We start from the raw sequence: 18,545 nt of genomic DNA on the forward strand, positions 1-18,545 counted from the left end.
TTTCCCCCCCTCCCCCGCCCCGCACGCCATACCTCAGCCGGCCTGCTCGCGGGGCCATAGTCGCAGGACGGTCTTCTCCACCTGCGGCAGCGCTCGTTGGCCCGTCACCGCGAGGGCGATGGCCGCGGCGACGCCGGCCCAGGCGACCGGGCCGAGCGGTGTGCAGCCGAAGAGCTGGCTGGAGCCGGGGGTCTGGACGAGGGCGACGAGGGCGGCGGCGGAGCCGAAGGACGTGACGCGGACCAGGGGGCTGTGGCGGCGGTCGGCCAGCGTCTGGGCGAGCTGGGTGCCGACCACACCGCACAGGGCCATCGTCGTGGAGCGGCGGGCCGTGCCGGGGGTGAAGCGGCCGATCAGCCAAGCCACCGTCGCGCCCAGGCAGGTGGTCAGGGCACGGTGGCGGATCTGGCGGATCAGCGGGGCGCCGAGCAGTGTCGTACCGAGCGGTCCGGCGCTCTCCGGCCCGTTCCGCTCCTCTCGCCGCGGGGATTCGGCACTCTCCGGCCCCTCCCGCTCCGGCGATTCGGCTTCCTCGGGCTCCTCCTTCGGCGTCACCGCCACCGCCATCGCCGGGAACAGGTCCGTGAACAGGTTCACGAGCAGCATCTGGCGGGTGGAGAGCGGGGCGGCGCCCGAGAGGAGGGTGCCGAGGATGCCGAAACCGACCTCTCCGGCGTTGCCGCCGATCAGGATGGCGATGGCGTCGGCGACGCTGTGCCACAGGGCGCGGCCTTCGGTGACCGCCTCGATGAGGACCGTCAGGTCGTCGCCGGTGAGGACGAGGTCGGCCGCGTTGCGCGCGGCCGCCGAGCCGCGGGCGCTGATGCCCACGCCGATGTCGGCGGCGCGGATGGCCGCGGCGTCGTTGGCTCCGTCCCCGACCATCCCGACCACCCGGCCCGCGTCCCGGAGTGACTCGACGACCTGAAGCTTCTGTTCGGGCGCGACCCGGGCGACGACACCCACGTCGCGCAACATCCGGGACCGCACAGACCGGTCCGCGGACGCCAGTTCGTCGCCGGTGACCACGGTCGTGTCCGCCGGCCAGCCCAGTTCGGCGGCGATCGCGCGGGCGGTCTGCGGGTGGTCGCCGGTCAGCATGACGGGTCGTACGCCCGCCTCCCGCAGCCCGCGCACGAGGGCCGTGGACGTCTCCCGCGGTACGTCCGCCAGCGCGAGCAGACCGGTGAACTCCAGCCCTTTCAAGGGCTGTTCCAGTACGTCCGACTCCTTCTCGGTCTCGTCCAGCGAGCGTCCGGCCACCGCCAGGACGCGCAGTCCGTCGCGGGCCAGCGACCGTTCCGCGTCGGACGCGTGGGGCGGGAGGCCGGAGCAGGCGGGGAGGACGGTCTCCGGGGCGCCCTTGACCACGAGCACGCGTGCGCCGTCGGCGGCCCGGCCCACGGCGGCGGCGTATCCGCGGGCGGCCTCGAACGGGCGGCCCTCGGTCTGCTCCCAGTCCGGGTCAAGTCCTGCCGCGTCCAGGACGGCCTCGTCGGTGGCGTGCGCCGGCGGCCGGCCGGAGTCGCCGTTCAGGCGGGGGCAGGCGCGTGCCGCGACGCGCAGCGTGTTCCCGGACTCCGGCTCGTCCGGCTTGTGGACCGTGCCGTCGCTGTCGGCGATCCGTACCAGGCGCAGCCGGTTCTCGGTGAGGGTGCCGGTCTTGTCGAAGCAGACGGTGTCCATGCGGCCGAGGGCCTCGAGGGTGCGCGGGGCGCGGACGAGGACGCCGCGTTGGCTGAGCCGCCGGGCGGCCGCCAGCTGCGCCACCGTCGCCACCAGCGGCAGGCCTTCGGGGACGGCGGCCACGGCCACCGCCACGCCGCCGCTCACCGCCTCGCGGATCGGCGTGCCGCGCAGCAGCGCGAGACCTGTCACCGTCGCCCCGCCCGCCATGGTCAACGGCATTGCCTTGCGGGTGAGTTCCTGCAGCCTGGCCTGTACCCCGGCGGACGGCGGCTTGCGGGCGGCGAGGTGTACGGCCCGGGCCGCCTCGGTGTGGTCTCCGGTGTCCACCACGACGGCCTGGGCCTCGCCGGCCACCACGGTCGTGCCCTCGAAGACCATGCAGCGGCGGTCGGCCACGGGGGCGCGCGGCGTCGGATCCGTCTGCTTGTCCACCGGGAGGGACTCGCCGGTGAGCGCGGACTCGTCCACCTCCAGGCCGTCCTCCCACAGGAGGCGGGCGTCGGCGGGCACGACGTCGTCCGCCTTGAGCTCGATCACGTCGCCCGGGGTGAGCTTGGTGGCGTCCACGGTGTGGGCTTCGGGGTGCGACTCGGGGTATGGCTCGCGGGACGCCTCGGGGCGTGCACCCGGCGGTCTTGCGTCCGCGGCGGCGTCCTCCAAGTCCGCTGCGTGCCTCTCCGTGGCATGCCATTCCGTGACGCGCGCCTTCTGTTTCTGTTCCGCGAGCAGCCCGGACAGCGCCCGCTCGGCACGCAGCCGCTGTACGCCGCCGACCAGCGCGTTCAGGTCGAGGGCGCCGACGACCAGCAGGGCGTCCATGACGGAGCCCAGGATCGCCGAGGCGGCCGAGCCGACCGCCAGGACCGGGGTGAGCGGGTCGTGCAGCTCGCCTCGTACGGCCTGGGCGAGCTGGAACGACCAGCGGGCCGGGGCCAGCACGGGCAACTTACCGATGGGGTCAACCGCCTTGTGCACCTGGGCGGTTGCCTGCTCGACCGGCGTCGTGTCCGCGTCCGGTTCGCTCTCCAGCCTGGTTCGGACGTCCGCCGGTTCCAGCGCGTGCCAGGCCACCCGCGGCCGGGGGTGCGGGGCGCGGGTCACCGCCACACCGAGGGCCGCTCGCGCGCCGGTCAGCAGGGCCGCCACCGCGGCGGCGTCGACCGGTGCGTGCCGCAGCCCGGGCACCGGCGCACGGTTCCTCCCGCCGGACTCGCCGACCGCCACGAGCAGCCCGGACAGCGCGGCCCCGGACCGGGCCAGGGTCTGCGACCTGCGGCCGACCGCGCGGGCCGCCGGCACCGCCGTCAGCAACCGCCATACATCGGCGAGACCGTGCGGGGCCAGGACGTCCGCGCCCCACACCACCGCGCCGTCCCCGTCCGTGAGGGCGACAGCCACGTCGCCGCCGAGCAGCCCGGTCAGTACGTCACTGTCGACACGCTGACCGCTGTAGTCACACTCACCACCCTCGTCACCCTCACCGCTGTTATCACCCTGCCCGCTGTTATCACCCTCACCGCTGTTATCACCCTGCCCGCTGTTATCACCCTCACCACTGTTGTCACCCTGCCCGCTTTCGTCTGCCGACCGGGGCCGGGCGACCGTAACAACGGTGCCGCCCCGCTCGCGCAGCGCGTCCACCACCTCGCCCAACGGCCGCCCGCCGCCCACGACTTGGTCGGCGAGACTCGTGAAGTCGCCCAGCGCGGGATCGTCGTCCACCACCACTACGCGCAGTCCGGCGAGACGCGCCGCGTCCAGTACGGACTCGGCCCACGGGTCCGCGCGACCGCCCGGAGTACGCAGCGCGCTCGGATGCAGGACGATCGTGTCGGCCATCTCGATCTGCCGCAGCCGCTCCGTGTCACGCACCAGCACCCCCGTCCGGGCCAGCGCGGCGGAGAGTACGGCGTTGAAGGCGGCGGGCCCGTACCGCGCGGCCTTGGGCGAGCCCGCGAGCACCGCTTCCGCCGCCTCCGTGCCGTCGTGCTTGACCAGCAGCGTCAACGCCGCGCCCAGGAGGCTGCCGGTGGAGGCGTGGGCGGCGTACTCCTGGGCAGGGGAATGCCGCAGAGGCGGGCGCGGGCATTGGCCCGCGGGCACGCTCACGCGCTCCGGCCCGCACACCTGGTCGTGGACCCTGTCGAAGGCGGCCACCCGCGCCACCGTCTCCGCCAACTGGCAGACCCGCAGCGCCCCGTCGAGCACCAGGGAGGTCGGGGTCCGGCCCGCGCCGTGGGCGGCGGCGTTCGCTGCGGCGAGTACCAGGTCCATGCGGGAGCGGCCGAGCCGGGCACGCAGCCAGGCACGGAAGCGCGGGTTCTCGCGCAGCAGTGTCACCACCGCCGTCACCAGCCGGGGCGACGGCGGCAGGCGCAGGGCATAACCGATCAGCGCCGCCGCGATGCCCGCCCCGTCGACCGCGAGCGCCACCGCGGCGGTCCGTACCCCGGCCGGGTCGCCGGGATGCGCGAACTCCTCCACCGCCTCATCGGTCTGCGTGAGCCCGTGCCGCTTCGCGAGAGCGGTCGCCTTCTCCACCACCCGGTCGGTGACCGCGTCCTCGCTCGCGGCCACCACCAGCCGGGCCAGCCCGTGGTCCCAGTACGCGAACGCCACGTCCGGCCGCTTCGCCAGCGCCTCGGCCACTTGGCGTGCCGCGCGCTCCGTCCCGCCGTGGCGCCGCACCCGGTCCGGAGCGTCGGGCCGCAGCGCGAGGTGGGCCCGCGTACCGGACCGCCAGGGGCGGTTGCCGCCGGGCAGCAGCCCGTTGCGGGCGACCCGTGCGACCCGTCCCGCGGTGTCCGCGCTCCGTACGCCGGCCCGGGCCGTGCCCGCCACCGCCCGCGCGGCCAGGCCCACCGCGGGCGCGGCCTCTCGCGCGAGCAGCCTGGGCCCGGCCGACACGAGCCTGACAGCGGCAGTCGGCGGACGTGTCAGCAGCCCGAGAACCATCGCGCGCCTCAGCCGGTGGTCCGGCCACGCCTGGCCGCCGAGCCACCACCGTTACCGGCGGAGGCCTTGCTCGGCGCGGCCTTGGTCTGCGAGCTCTTGCTCGACGAGCCCTTGCTCGACGAGCCCTTGCTCGACGAGGTCTTGCTCCGGCCGGGGGTTGCCTTCTTCCGACCGGTTGACGTCTTCCCCTGTCCGGTGGCTGCCTTCCGCTGACCAGAGGACGACGTCTTGCGTCCGGAGCCCGCGGATCCCTTCGACTCCTTGGATCCTCCGGACTCCTGGGACTCCTGGGACTCCTCGGGCCGCGGCTGCGTGAGCCAAGCCACGGCCGCGCCCGTGACAGCGATGGGCCACTCCACGACACCAGCGACACCGAGCACCCCGGCACCGGTGTACACCGCAAGTCGCCGACCGCGCGGCGACACTGCCCCGACCTTGTCCAGCGCTCCCTCAGCCGCCCTGCTCACCGTCCCGGAGCCGGGCACCTTCCGCAGCGCCGCGCCCGCGAACCGCAGCGGCTCCGGAAGGTCCGACGTCCGCTTCTGCTGAGTCGACGACGGCCTCTGCTGAGTCTGAGCCTGCTGAGCCATGCTCTCCTCGCCTCCCGCGGCTTCTCTCCTCCCGCGACTTCGTCTGTCTCGCGGCCGGGTTCCCCGAATTCGGGTCGTCATCCCGTTCGGAGGAGGGAGAGTCTGAGCTCAGAGCGGGCTCAAGGCGGGCTCAGGGCGGACTCAGGGCCGGTCGAGCCGAAGCCGCTCAGCCCTCGGCAGACCGGCGACGACGAGATCGTACGAGTCCTCGATGAGCTCACGGACCAGGCTGTCCGGAAGGTCTCCGTCCACCGTCACCGTGTTCCAGTGCCGTTTGTTCATGTGCCAGCCGGGGACGATCAGGCCCGGGTGGTCCTTGCGGAGGCGGACCGCGTCGTCCGGGTCGCACTTGAGGTTCACCTTGAGAGGGGCGGCATCCAGCGCGGTCAGCGCGAAGAGCTTCCCGAGGACCTTGAAGACGGAGGTCTCGGGCGAGAACGGGAAGTCCTCGACCGCCGCGTTGAAGGACAGGCAGAAGGTACGCATTTCCTCGGGAGTCACTCCGGTTTCTCCTCCTCCACCACGGGCTCCATCGGGCCCATCGGCTCCACCAGCACCGTCACGATCTTGTTCCGGCGGCCCGCCGCGGCCTCGGCGGTGAGGCGCAGTTCGCGTTCGTCGGGGAGGGAGACCACGGACGAGGCCCCGGCGATCGGCACACGGCCCAGCGCCTTGGCCAGCAGCCCGCCGACCGTCTCCACATCCTCGTCGTCGTACGCCTCGAAGCCGTACAGCTCCCCGAGGTCCCCGATGTCGAGCCGCGCGGTCACCCGGTAGCGGTCGTCGCCGAGGTCCTCCACCGGGGGCAGTTCGCGGTCGTACTCGTCGGTGATCTCGCCGACGATCTCCTCGAGGATGTCCTCGATGGTGACGATGCCGGCCGTGCCGCCGTACTCGTCGATGACGACGGCGACGTGGTTGCGGTCCTGCTGCATCTCGCGCAGGAGATCGCCGGCGTTCTTGGTGTCGGGGACGAAGGCCGCCGGGCGCATCGCGGTGGACACCAGCTCGTTCTCGGCGTCCCGGCTGATGTGCGTCTTGCGGGCCAGGTCCTTCAGGTACACCATCCCGACGATGTCGTCCTCGCTCTCCCCGGTGACGGGGACGCGCGAGAACCCGGACCGCAGGGCCAGGGTCAGCGCCTGGCGGATCGTCTTGTAGCGCTCGATGACCACCAGGTCCGTACGCGGGACCATGACCTCGCGGACGAGGGTGTCGCCCAGCTCGAAGACGGAGTGCACCATGCGGCGCTCCTCGTCCTCGATGAGCGACTCCTTCTCGGCGAGGTCGACCAGCGCCCGCAGCTCGGCCTCGGAGGCGAAGGGGCCGCGCCGGAAGCCCTTGCCGGGCGTGAGCGCGTTACCGATGAGGATCAGGAGAGGCGGGATGGGGCCCATGATCCGTGCGAGGGGCAGCAGCACGTACGCCGCCGCCGTCGCCGTGTTCAGCGGGTGCTGGCGCCCGATGGTGCGCGGCGAGACACCGACCGCCACATACGAGACGAGGACCATGACGCCGATGGCGACCGCGAGGGCCTCCCAGGTCTCGTCGAACTCCTTCAGGCAGGCGTACGTGACGAGCGCTGCCGCCGCCATCTCGCAGGCGACGCGCACGAGCAGCGCCACGTTCAGATAGCGGGTGGGGTCGGCGGCGACCTGCGCGAGCTTGGTGCTGCCGCGCCGGCCGGACCGTACGGCCTCCTCGGCGCGGAAGCTGGAGACGCGCGCGAGACCCGCCTCGGCGCAGGCGGCCAGCCACGCGACGACGACGAGCGCTATGGCGCCGAGGACGAGTTGCGGACTCATGAGACGGTCGGGGCCGGGGACGGGCCGGTCAGGCCCTTCTCCGCACGCCAGCCGTCCACGATGGCCGCCTGCAGGCCGAACATCTCGGCCTTCTCGTTCGGCTCCTCGTGGTCGTAGCCCAGCAGGTGCAGCACTCCATGGACGGTGAGGAGATGGAGCTCCTCGTCCATGGAGTGCTGCGTCTCGGCTTCCTTGCCCTGACGCTCGGCGACCTCCGGGCAGAGGACGATGTCACCGAGCAGCCCCTGCGGCGGCTCGGCGTCGTCCTTCGACGGCGGCCGCAGCTCGTCCATCGGGAAGGACATGACGTCCGTCGGACCGGGCAGGTCCATCCACTGGATGTGCAACTGCTCCATGGCGTCGGCGTCCACGACGATCACCGAGAGCTCGGAGAGCGGGTGGATGCGCATCCGCGCGAGCGCGTAGCGGGCGATGTCGAGGATCGCCTGCTCGTCGACCTCGGTTCCGGACTCGTTGTTGACGTCGATCGACATGGTCGCGCTGGTCTACTTCCGTTTGTTACGGCCCTTGTGGGTGCCGTTCTCCGTACCGTTCTCGTTGTCGTACTTCTCGTACGCGTCGACGATACGGCCGACCAGCTTGTGTCGTACGACGTCGTGGGATGTGAGCCGCGAGAAGTGGACGTCGTCGAGGCCCTCCAGGATGTCCTGGACCTGGCGCAGACCGGACTTCGTGCCGGTCGGCAGGTCGACCTGGGTGACGTCACCCGTGACGACGACCTTCGAGTCGAAGCCGAGCCTCGTCAGGAACATCTTCATCTGCTCGGCGCTCGTGTTCTGCGCTTCGTCCAGGATGATGAAGGCGTCATTGAGAGTTCTGCCGCGCATGTATGCGAGTGGCGCGACCTCGATCGTCCCCGCCGCCATCAGCCGCGGGATGGAATCCGGGTCGAGCATGTCGTGCAGCGCGTCGTAGAGCGGCCGCAGGTACGGGTCGATCTTCTCGTAGAGAGTTCCCGGGAGGAACCCCAGCCGCTCCCCCGCCTCCACCGCCGGGCGGGTCAGGATGATGCGGTTGACCTGCTTCGACTGCAGCGCCTGCACGGCCTTCGCCATCGCGAGGTAGGTCTTGCCCGTACCGGCGGGCCCGATGCCGAAGACGATGGTGTGCTTGTCGATGGCGTCGACGTACCGCTTCTGGTTGAGGGTCTTGGGGCGGATCGTGCGGCCGCGCGAGGACAGGATGTTCTGCGTGAGCACCTCGGCCGGTGTCTCCGGCGCCCCCTCCCCGTTCTCGCTCGCCTTGAGCATGGCGATCGAGCGTTCCACCGCGTCCTCCGTCATCGGCTGCCCGGTGCGGAGCACCAGCATCATCTCTGCGAACAGGCGCTGGACGAGGGCGACTTCCGTCGCCTCGCCGACCGCGCTGATCTCGTTGCCCCGGACGTGGATGTCGGCCGCCGGGAAGGCCTTCTCGATCACACGCAGGAGGGCGTCTCCGGAACCCAGGACGGTCACCATGGGGTGCTTGGCCGGGACGGTGAACTGTGCTCGTGCCTGCCCCTGCGCGGGGGTCTGAGCTGTGGGTGTCTGAGTCATGGGCCGGCTCTGTAGGCCTGCTCATCCTCCTCGGTGAGGCGCGCTTGCCACTGGGGCAGCCTTGTGCTTCCAAGAGTACGACGGGCCACCGACAACGCCGTAGGGCTTTTCGCACGATCAGGCAGACCTGCGGAACCCGATCGTCGGTACCGCCCGCCGCAGGGGCCACGCCCGGGTCGTCTTCGGAAGCAGGTGCTCCAGGAAGGCGTACCGGCCGAGCGCCGCCGGATCCTGGTCGTCGTACGACTGCACCCGCCGCCACCAGGCCGCGATCTCGGACCAGCCCGGGGCGGACAGCGACCCCCCGAACTCCTGCACGGAGAGCGCGGCGGTGAGGCCCCCGAAGGCGAGGCGGTCGGCGAGCGGCCAGCCGGCCAGCGTGCCCGTGACGAACCCGGCGACGAAGACGTCCCCGGCGCCGGTCGGGTCCAGCGCCTCGACCTCGATGGCCGGAACCTCGGCGGTCTCGCCGGTGCGCGCGTCCACGGCGTACGCGCCCTCGGCACCGAGAGTGACGACGGCGAGCGGTACGTGCTCGGTGAGCGCGCGGGCCGCCGCCCGGGGGCACGACGTGCCCGTGTACCGCATGGCCTCCTCGGCGTTCGGCAGGAACGCCTCGCAGTGCGCCAGGTCGGGGAGCGCGGCGAGGTCCCAGCGCCCGGTGTCGTCCCATCCCACGTCGGCGAAGATCCGGGCCCCCTTCCGCGCGGCCTCGGCGATCCACGGCGCGCGCGTGCCGGGCGTCAGCGACGCGACGGCCGCACGCGCGCGTGGGGGGCAGTCCGGGGCCGGCTCGTCCGGAGGCGGCTCGTGACCGTGGCTGACCATGGTGCGCTCGCCCTCGTACGCCATCGACACCGTCACCGGGGAATGCCAGCCGGGCACGGTGCGTGACGTGGACAGGTCGATGTGCTCTCCCTGTTCCAGGGCGTCCCAGCAGTACTCCCCGTAGTGGTCGTCCCCGAAGGCCGCCGCCAGGATCGTCTTCAGCCCCAGCCGCGCCAGGGCTGTCGCCATGTTCGCGACGCCGCCCGGGCTCGAACCCATCCCGCGCGCCCAGGACTCCGTCCCGCGCACCGGTGCCGAGTCCAGGCCGGTGAAGATGATGTCGAGGAACACGGTGCCGGTGAGATAGACGTCCCAGAACGGGTCGTCGGGGCCGCGCAGCCCGACGAGCGGGTCGACCTGGGCCTGGGTGTACGGCCCTTCGCCGCGGGACGTGGTCACGGTGCGCTCCCATGAGTGGTGCGGATCCAGGCCAGTGTGCACCAAACGCTCACGCCGGGGCGCGTAACGGGCTGTAGTCGCCCCCGCCGCCCCTGCCCGTCCCATCCCTGGGGCTCCGCCCCAGACCCCGTTTCGGGGGCCGGCCCCCGAACCCCCGCTCCTCAAACGCCGGAGGGGCTGATTCTCAGCCCGTCGTGGGGGTCCCCCGCTCGAGCGAAGCCGAGAGTGGGGGAGTTTGAGGACGAGGCCGTTCAGGCCGAAAGGGGGGTCTGTGGGCGCAGCCCCCAGTGATGGGACGGGTAGGGGCGGCGGGGGCGAAAGAAGCCCACCCTCACCCGAACTCGTACGCCTCCACCTCATCGATATACCGCCCCCGCCGCTCCTCGTCCCCCTCAAGAAACGCCGCGAGGAACGAGTTCCGAGCCAACTCCCGCAACCGCTCCTGGGACAACCCCAGAGCCCGCCGCACGGCATCGAAGTTGTCCCCGACATACCCACCGAAGTACGCGGGATCATCAGAGTTGACCGTGCACAACAGCCCCGCATCGAGCATCGCCGCCAACGGATGCTCCTCCAGAAAGCCAACGGCCCGCAACCGCACGTTGGACAACGGACACAACGTCAGCGGCACCCGATCCCGCACCAGCCGCTCGACCAGCCCGGGATCCTCCATGCACCGAAGCCCGTGATCGATCCGCTCGACGCCCAGCACGTCGAGCGCCTCGACTATGTACGCGGGCGGCCCCTCCTCGCCCGCGTGAGCGACCCGCCGCAACCCCAACGCGGCAGCGGCTTCGTACACCTCACGGAACTTGCGCGGCGGATGCCCGACCTCGGCGGAGTCGATCCCGACCCCCACGATCCGGTCGAGATACGGCTTCGCGGCTTGCAGGGTCTCCATCGCGGACTCGGCGGACTCGTCCCGAAGGAAACACATGATCAGTTGGGTCGACACACCGTGCACGGCCTCGCTCCGGTCGAGCGCCCGCCCGAGCCCTTCGACGACCGTCCCGATCCCGACACCCCGGGAGATGTGCGCCTGCGGATCGAAGAAGATCTCCGCGTGCCGCACACCCTGCGCGGCGGCCCGTGCGAGATACGCGTCGACGAGATCCGCGAAGTCGTCCTCGGTCCGCAGCACGGCCATGAGCTCGTAGTAGAGGTTCAGAAATGACTGAAGGTCCTCGAAGCGATACGCCTTGCGAAGCTCGTCCGTGTCCGCGTACGGCAGCGACACACCATTGCGAGCGGCCAGCGCGAAGGCCAGCTCAGGCTCCAGGGTGCCTTCGATATGGAGGTGCAGTTCAGCTTTCGGGAGGGACATCAAAGCATCGTACGGTCAGCTCACACCCGTTTCGGAACGGGCACCCGCAGCAGATCGTGCGCCACCGTCAGCTCTCCGTCGAACCCGGCGGCCCGGGCCTGCCGCTCGAACTCCCCGGGCTCGGAGTACCGTTGGCTGAAGTGGGTGAGCACGAGATGCCGTGCGCCCGCGTCCCGCGCCACCATCCCCGCCTGACCAGCCGTCAAGTGCCCGTGGTCGACGGCGAGTTGGATGTCCGCGTCCAGGAACGTCGACTCGATGACGAGCATGTCGCACCCCTCCGCGAGCGCGTACACGCCGTCGCACAGCCGGGTGTCCATGACGAACGCGAACCGCTGCCCGCGCCGCACCTCGCTCACGTCGTCGAGCACGACGTCCCCCAGCGCCCCCTCCCGCTGGATCCGCCCCACGTCCGGCCCCTTGATCCCACGCGCGGCGAGGAGCTCCGGCAGCATGCGCCGCCCGTCGGGTTCGACGAGCCGGTAGCCGTACGACTCGACGGGGTGGGAGAGCCGACGGGCCTCGAGCGTGTACGACTTGGAAGCCGCCAGCACCCCGTCGGCGTCGACCGGGACCTCCGTGAGCTCGACGGTCTCGCGGTACGCCGTCGCGTACCGCAGCCGGTCGAAGAACCGTTTCCCGGAGTGCGGGTAGTGCGCGGTGATCTCGTGCGGCACCCGGTCGAGGTTGATCCGCTGGATCACCCCGGCGAGGCCGAGCGAGTGGTCGCCGTGGAAGTGCGTGACGCAGATCCGGTGGAGGTCGTGCGCGGCGACCCCGGCGCGCAGCATCTGCCGCTGCGTGCCCTCGCCGGGGTCGAAGAGGATGCCCTCGCCGTCCCAGCGCAGCAGGTAGCCGTTGTGGTTGCGGTGCCGGGTCGGAACCTGGCTGGCGGTGCCGAGCACCACCAATTCACGTACGGACAAGGTCACTTACCCCGGCGGCCACTGCATGCCGCGGCCGCCCAGGACGTGGGCGTGCACGTGGAAGACGGTCTGGCCGGCGCCACTTCCGGTGTTGAAGACGATGCGGTAGCTGTCGAGCTTCTCCTCGGCCGCGACCTCGCCGGCCTCACGCACCATGTCGGCGAGGATCGCCGGTTCGGCGGCGGCGAGGGAGGCGGCGTCCGGGTGGTGGACCTTCGGGATCACCAGGACGTGGATGGGCGCCTGAGGGTTGATGTCCCGGAAGGCGACGGTCGTATCGGTCTCGCGGACGACGGTCGCCGGGATCTTCCCTCGGACGATCTTGCAGAACAGGCAGTCGTCCTGCGGTTCCCCTGCCATGCGCGGCCTCCTCACGCTGGATGATCGTTACCTCGGCATGGTATCGAGCGTCGGGCAGTCTTCAGCCGGTCCGGCCTTCGGCCCGCCCCCTCAGCCCGTCCACCCTTCAGCTCAGCCCGTCCATCCTTCAGCCCGTCCGGCGTTTGAGGACGAGGCCGCAGGCCGACAGCGGGGGCCTGGGGGCGGCAGCCCCCAGAACGCCCACCCCGGCACCGGGTGCCCTGCAACAACACCGGCGCCTTACAACTCCGGCACCAGCGGAGGCGTCTTCGCCGGGTTCTCCGCGAGCGCGGCCAGCGCGATGCGGATCGCCTCGTCGAGCTGTACGTCGCGACCGGCCGCGTAGTCGTGCGGGGCCTGGACCACCTCGACGTCCGGGTCGACGCCGTGGTTCTCCACGCCCCACTCGTAACCCTCGAGCCAGAACGCGTACTTGGGCTGGGTGACGAGCGTGCCGTCGACGAGGCGGTAGCGGCTGTCGATGCCGATGACGCCGCCCCAGGTGCGCGTGCCGACGACGGGGCCGATACCGAGCGCCTTGATGGCCGCGTTGACGATGTCGCCGTCCGAGCCGGAGAACTCGTTGGCGACGGCGACGACGGGCCCGCGCGGCGCGTCCTCCGGGTAGCTGGTGGGCCGCATGCCGCGGGCGAGGTCCCAGCCGACGATGCGCCGGGCGAGTTTCTCGATGACCAGCTGGGAGGTGTGGCCGCCGCGGTTCTCGCGGACGTCCACGACGAGGCCCTCGCGGGCGACCTCGACGCGCAGGTCGCGGTGGATCTGGGCCCAGCCGGGCGCCTGCATGTCGGGCACGTGCAGATACCCGAGCCGCCCGCCGGACTTCTCGTGGACGTACGCACGCCGGTCGACCACCCAGGCGTGGTAGCGGAGCGGTTCCTCGTCGGACAGCGGCACGACCACCGCGTGCCGCGGATCGCCGCCGCCCGCCGGGGAGATGGTCAGCTCGACGGGCTTGCCCGCCGTGCCGACGAGCAGCGGTCCGGGCCCGGTCACCGGGTCGACGGGCCGCCCGGAGACGGCCACGATCGCGTCCCCGGCGCGCACGGCGACGCCGGGTGCGGCGAGCGGCGCGTGTGCGTCGGGGTCGGAGGTCTCCGAGGGCAGGATGCGGTCGATCCGCCACTGTGCCGTTCCCTGAGGGCCGTCCTCGTGACGGGAGATGTCGGCGCCGAGCAGTCCCTGCCGCTCCCCGCTGCCGTACCCGCCGCGCGGCATGACGTACGCGTGCGAGGTGCCGAGTTCGCCCTGCACCTCCCAGAGGAGGTCCACGAGGTCGTCGTGAGTGGCGACCCGGTCAAGTACCGGCCGGTACTTGTCCAGGACCCCGTCCCAGTCGGTCCCGCCCAGGTCGGCCCGCCAGAAGTTGTCCCGCATGAGGCGGCCGGTCTCGTCGTACATCTGCCGCCACTCGGCGGCCGGGTCGACGGTCTGGCGGATCCGCGACAGGTCGACGGTGATGTTGGTGTCGCTCTCCTCGTCGTTCGAGGCGCGCCGGTCGCTCGGTACGACCTTGAGTTTGCCGTCGGTCCACAGCAGGACCCGCTTGCCGTCGCCGGTGACCATGAAGCTGTCCGCGTCCGAGGCGAGGTGCTCGATGCGCTGCTGGGCGAGGTCGTAGCGCTCCAGGTCGGTCTTCGGGTCCGGGTCGTCCGGGGTGGCGCGGGAGGCGCCGAGTACGCCGCGCACCGGGTGCCGCAGCCACAGCACCCCGTCCTTGGCGGCCTTCAGCCCGGTGTAGCGGGCGGCCTCGACGGGGAACGGCACGATGCGGTCGCCGAGCCCGTCGAGGTCGATCCGGGTGGCCGGCGAGCCCTCGCTGTCGGGCGTCTCGTCCTTGTCGGGCGCCTCGAAGGGCCGTCCGTGCCGCTGCGGCCCGAAGGGGGACGGCGTGGTCGCGGCGAGGGTGATGAGATGCGGCCGCGAACCGCCCACGAACGCCAGGTCGAAGACATGCTCGTCGTAGACGGGGTCGAAGGACCGCGCCGACAGGAAGGCGAGGTGCTTGCCGTCGAGGGTGAACGCGGGCGCGTAGTCCCGGAACCGCAGCGGCGTCGCCTCGGTCACCGACAGGTCGGCGGTGTTGGCGAGCTTGAGCTGGCGCAGCGGCCGCGGGCCGGGGTGCGACCAGGCGAGCCAGGCCGAGTCCGGCGAGAAGACGAGCCCGGAGGCCTCGCCGTCGTCGCTGCTGTCCACCTCCCGTACCTCGCCGGTCTCCCGCTCGACGAGCAGTACCCGCCCGTCGTGCGAGGCGACCGCGGCACGGCTGCCGTCGGGCGCCATCGCGAGCCCGAGCACCCGCCCGAGCTGCCCGCCGGCGATCCTGCGCGGCGTGGCTCCCGGCGCGACACCCGTCGCGGGCGCGAACTCCAGCGCGTCCTCGCCCTCCGCGTCCGTCACCCACACCACGTGCTCCTCGCCGTCCACGCGGAAGGTGCGGGGCAGCCGGGCCCGTACGCCCTGTTCGGCGGCGAGCGCGCGGGCGGGGCCCGAGCGGTGGGTGACCCAGTGGACGGCCCCGCGCACGGAGACCGCGCTGCCGCGTCCGGTGTGGTCGGGAGCGGAGGCACCGAACCAGCGGGCCGCGTTCACGGGATGCGGCTGCAGGTCGACGCGCTGCCCACCGAGCCGGATGTCGAGCCGCCGCGGCTCGGCCCCGTCGAGGTCGTCGAGGATCCACAGCTCACCGGCGGACGCGTAGACGACACGGGTGCCGTCGGTGGACGCGTGCCGGGCGTAGAACCCGTCAACTCCGCTGTGCCGCCGAAGATCCGACCCATCGGCGAGGGAGGAGTAGACGGCCCCCACACCCTCGTGATCGGAGAGGAAGACGACCCGCTCCCCCACCCACGACGGGTACTCCAGGTTCCCGTCCAGGTCCGCGTGCAGCCGTACGAACTCGCCGGCCCCGGCCCCGTCACCGTCCCTCTCGCGGTCGATCCACAGCTTGCCCGCCGTGCCGCCCCGGTACCGCTTCCACCAGGCGGCCTCACGTCCCATGGGAGCGGAGAGCAGAACCACGCCGGGGCCATGGGCGACATCGCCTACGGGCCCGTACGGAAGGGTGGTCGCCGGACCGCCGTCGAGCGGGACGGCCCTGGCCCAGCTGCGGCGCAGGCTCGCCTGGCCCTGGGTGCTGAGTGCGAGGACCTGTCCGTCCGGGGTCCAGCCGCGCACCTGGGTCTTCCAACTCCCCCAGTGCGTAAGGCGCTTGGTGCGGCCGCCGTCGACGGAGGCGACATGGACCTCGGGGGCCCCGTCGCGCGTGGAGGTCCAGGCGACGGTCGTCCCGTCCGGGGAGATGCGCGGATGGTTCACCGGGACGTTGTCGGCGCTGACGCGCCAGGCGCGACCGCCGTCGAGCGGCGCGACCCAGACGTCGTCCTCGGCGGTGAAGGTGATCAACTCACCGTGCAGATGGGGGTACCGGAAATACGCGGAGGATGCGGCGGATGCAGGCTGTGTCACCCGATCACCCTATGCAGCGACCTTCCCGGCGGCCAGGCCTTTCGATCACTTGCCTTGGAAGCACGAGCATGTGGGCTGCGGGTACTCGGTGACGGTCCTGGTGACCGTGACGGTCGGCCCGGGCTGCTCGGGCTGTTCGTGCCGCGGCGGGGTCGTCCTGTTGTCCACGGGCGGGGTCCACGGCGACGTGGTGGTCGGCGTACCGGCCCTGCAGTTCCCGAGCACGTCCACGCGGAACCACTCCTTGCCGCCCACCTTGGCGGTGAGGTCGCCCCGCACACAGGTCCCGTTGACCTCTTGGGTCACTTTTCCCTTGACGGTGATGTCCCGCCCTTCCTTGTCCTCCCCCACGCAGTCGACGTTCGCCACGCTGCGTACGCTCGGCGAGTTCGAGTTCGAGTTCGAGTTCGAGTTGCGGGCGGTCTCCTTGTCCCCGTAGGAGGCCGTGCAGCTGAGCCACCGCACGTCGACGCCCTGCTTCTCCAGTTCCCTGGTCCCCGCCTGGTCGGTGGTGATCGCCACCGCCGCGGTGTTTATCCCGTCCCCGGGTTCACACGCGGCCGCCCCGAACACGGCCACCACCGCGAGCCCGGCCAGCGCGGGTCCCCGCCGTCCGCCGCCCGGACGACGCCGTATACGCCTCAATGCCCCCATGGGCAGCAGCGTGCCACCGGAGGACCGGGGGCGATAGGCCGCATGTGGCCAGGATGGCGTGTGGGCGGGGGCAAAAGCCCGACCCTAGGACCAGCGGCTCGTACGCCCCAGCAGCAGCGCGGTCGCCGCCGTCCCGGCCGTCGACGTCCGCAGCACAGTGCGCCCCAGCCGGTAGGCCCCGGCACCCGCCGCCATGAAGGCCTCCAGCTCCTGCGGAGACACGCCTCCTTCGGGGCCCACGACCAGCACGATCTCCCCGGAGGAGGGGAGTTCGGCGGTCGCCAGCGGCACGCTGGCGTACTCGCGGTCCTCGTGCAGCACAGCCGCCAGATCCGCTTTGGCGAGAAGCGCGGCAACCTGCTTGGTCGTCATCGCGTCCGAGACCTGCGGGAACCGCACCCGGCGCGACTGCTTGCCCGCCTCGCGCGCTGTCGCCCGCCACTTGCCGAGCGCCTTGAGCCCCCGGTCGCCCTTCCACTGCGTGATGCAGCGGGACGCGGCCCACGGGACGATCTCGTCCACGCCGGTCTCGGTCATGGTCTCGACGGCGAGTTCGCCGCGGTCGCCCTTGGGGAGGGCCTGGACGACGGTGATACGGGGCGACGGCTCGGGCTCCTCCCGGATGGTGTGGAGGTCCATGACGACGAGCCGGTCCTTGCCCTCGGCCGCCCTCACGACGCCCTCCGTCCAGCGCCCGCGCCCGTCGGTGAGCACCACGTCCTCGCCGGCCCGCAGCCGCTTCACGGACACGGCGTGCCGCCCTTCGGGGCCGTCGAGGACGAACTGGGGCCCGCCCGGGACCGCGTCCACCACGAACACCGGCGCGGTCATCGGCCCGTACCTCCGCCGAGCTGACCCGACAACGCTGTCCTGGCCGCGGCGAGTTCGGCCGCCAGCACCTCGACCAGCTGCCCGGCCGGCAGTTCGCGCGCGAGCCGGTGCCCCTGCCCCGCCCACAGCGCCATGCCCTGCGCGTCGCCCGCCTTGGCGGCCGCCTTGCGCAGACTCGAGGTGAGGTGGTGGATCTGGGGGTACGCGGCGGGTGCGTACGGCCCGTGCTCGCGCATGAAGCGGTTCATCAGGCCCCGCGCCGGGCGGCCGGAGAACGCGCGCGTCAACTCCGTGCGGACGAAAAGGGGGTTGGTCAGCGCCTGCTTGTGCAGCGCGTTGGCGCCGGACTCGGGCGTGGCGAGGAACGCCGTGCCGAGCTGGGCCGCGCTCGCGCCCGCGGCGAGCGCGGCGGCGATCTGGCTGCCGCGCATGATGCCGCCGGCCGCGACGATCGGGATCTGCACGGTCTCGCGGACCTGTGCGATCAGTGAGAGCAGTCCGATGCCGGAGCCGTCGGCCTCCGGGTTGTCCCGGTGGGTGCCCTGGTGGCCGCCGGCCTCGACGCCCTGCACGATCACCGCGTCGGCGCCCGCCCACTGCACGGCCTGCGCCTCCTCGGCGGTGGTCGCCGTGACCAGGGTGACCATGCCGGCCCGCCTGAGGGTTTCCAGGACCTCGCGCGTGGGGCAGCCGAAGTGGAAGGAGACGACCGGCACCGGGTTGTCGAGGAGGACGGCGAGCTTGGCGTCGTACCCGTCGTCACGTCCGCTGTCCGGGTCGCCGAGCTCGGTCTCGTACCAGGCGGCTTCACCGGCGAGCTGGTTGGCGTAGACCTCGACGGCGGCGGGGTCCGCGTACTCCGGCTGCGGCATGAAGAGGTTCACGCCGAACGGACGGCTCGTGGCCCCGCGCAGCTGCTTGATCTCCTGGTACATGCCGTCGGCCGTTTTGTAGCCGGCGGCGAGGAAACCGAGCCCCCCTGCCTCGGACACGGCCGCGGCGAGCTGCGGCACGGAGACGCCGCCCGCCATGGGGGCCTGCACGATCGGGAGGGGGAAAAGATCGGTCAGCGCGGTGGACATGACGGCATGTTGTCACGTCCCCCGAACAAGTCCGAATCCGGCCTGAGACCTGGCACA

General features: G+C 72.0%; 14 protein-coding genes. All 14 read right to left on the reverse strand.

Annotated features, from left to right (window positions below; translation table 11 throughout):
* Positions 1-33: 33 nt before the first annotated feature.
* The 14 genes from ACTWQR_RS42920 to ACTWQR_RS42985 all read right to left on the reverse strand — a co-directional run bounded on the left by ACTWQR_RS42920 (position 34) and on the right by ACTWQR_RS42985 (position 18,488).
* Complete coding sequence (locus tag ACTWQR_RS42920; protein ID WP_443232712.1) at positions 34-4,644, reverse strand: cation-translocating P-type ATPase; 4,611 nt, start codon at positions 4,642-4,644, stop codon at positions 34-36.
* Positions 4,645-4,652: 8 nt separating this feature from the next.
* Positions 4,653-5,234, reverse strand: coding sequence for a hypothetical protein (locus tag ACTWQR_RS42925; RefSeq protein ID WP_443232713.1), 582 nt, complete (start codon positions 5,232-5,234; stop codon positions 4,653-4,655).
* A 141-nt stretch (positions 5,235-5,375) separates the two neighbouring features.
* A complete protein-coding gene (locus ACTWQR_RS42930) occupies positions 5,376-5,735 on the reverse strand; it encodes an MmcQ/YjbR family DNA-binding protein (protein WP_443232714.1) in 360 nt (119 codons plus the stop codon).
* A complete protein-coding gene (locus tag ACTWQR_RS42935) occupies positions 5,732-7,039 on the reverse strand; it encodes a hemolysin family protein (RefSeq protein WP_443232715.1) in 1,308 nt (435 codons plus the stop codon). Before ACTWQR_RS42935 ends, ACTWQR_RS42930 begins: the two co-directional genes overlap by 4 nt.
* Positions 7,036-7,533, reverse strand: a complete 498-nt coding sequence (ybeY, locus tag ACTWQR_RS42940) for an rRNA maturation RNase YbeY (protein ID WP_443232716.1) — start codon at positions 7,531-7,533, stop codon at positions 7,036-7,038. Before ybeY ends, ACTWQR_RS42935 begins: the two co-directional genes overlap by 4 nt.
* Before the next feature lie 12 nt (positions 7,534-7,545).
* Entirely contained in the window at positions 7,546-8,598 is a 1,053-nt protein-coding gene (locus ACTWQR_RS42945) for a PhoH family protein (protein WP_443232717.1), read from the reverse strand.
* A 117-nt stretch (positions 8,599-8,715) separates the two neighbouring features.
* A complete protein-coding gene (locus ACTWQR_RS42950) occupies positions 8,716-9,825 on the reverse strand; it encodes a carbohydrate kinase family protein (RefSeq protein WP_443232718.1) in 1,110 nt (369 codons plus the stop codon).
* A 331-nt stretch (positions 9,826-10,156) separates the two neighbouring features.
* Positions 10,157-11,149 carry an adenosine deaminase gene (locus ACTWQR_RS42955; protein WP_443232719.1) on the reverse strand — a complete coding sequence of 331 codons (993 nt, stop codon included), beginning with the start codon at positions 11,147-11,149 and terminating at the stop codon, positions 10,157-10,159.
* A 20-nt stretch (positions 11,150-11,169) separates the two neighbouring features.
* Positions 11,170-12,075, reverse strand: a complete 906-nt coding sequence (locus ACTWQR_RS42960; RefSeq protein ID WP_443232720.1) for a ribonuclease Z — start codon at positions 12,073-12,075, stop codon at positions 11,170-11,172.
* Positions 12,076-12,081: 6 nt separating this feature from the next.
* Positions 12,082-12,435: a histidine triad nucleotide-binding protein gene (locus tag ACTWQR_RS42965; RefSeq protein WP_443232721.1), complete on the reverse strand. Its 354-nt coding sequence runs from the start codon at positions 12,433-12,435 to the stop codon at positions 12,082-12,084.
* Positions 12,436-12,675: 240 nt separating this feature from the next.
* Complete coding sequence (locus tag ACTWQR_RS42970; protein WP_443232722.1) at positions 12,676-15,921, reverse strand: S41 family peptidase; 3,246 nt, start codon at positions 15,919-15,921, stop codon at positions 12,676-12,678.
* Between the two features lie 45 nt (positions 15,922-15,966).
* Positions 15,967-16,575 (reverse strand): hypothetical protein, encoded by a 609-nt coding sequence (locus tag ACTWQR_RS42975; RefSeq protein ID WP_443232723.1) that lies wholly within the window; start codon positions 16,573-16,575, stop codon positions 15,967-15,969.
* An 84-nt stretch (positions 16,576-16,659) separates the two neighbouring features.
* Positions 16,660-17,406, reverse strand: a complete 747-nt coding sequence (locus tag ACTWQR_RS42980) for a 16S rRNA (uracil(1498)-N(3))-methyltransferase (protein WP_443232724.1) — start codon at positions 17,404-17,406, stop codon at positions 16,660-16,662.
* A complete protein-coding gene (locus ACTWQR_RS42985; RefSeq protein ID WP_443232725.1) occupies positions 17,403-18,488 on the reverse strand; it encodes a nitronate monooxygenase in 1,086 nt (361 codons plus the stop codon). The genes ACTWQR_RS42980 and ACTWQR_RS42985 overlap by 4 nt, the downstream gene beginning before the upstream one ends.
* Between the last annotated feature and the right edge of the window lie 57 nt (positions 18,489-18,545).

It is taken from the genome of Streptomyces sp. 2A115, from assembly GCF_052245575.1.
Taxonomy (GTDB): Bacteria; Actinomycetota; Actinomycetes; order Streptomycetales; family Streptomycetaceae; genus Streptomyces.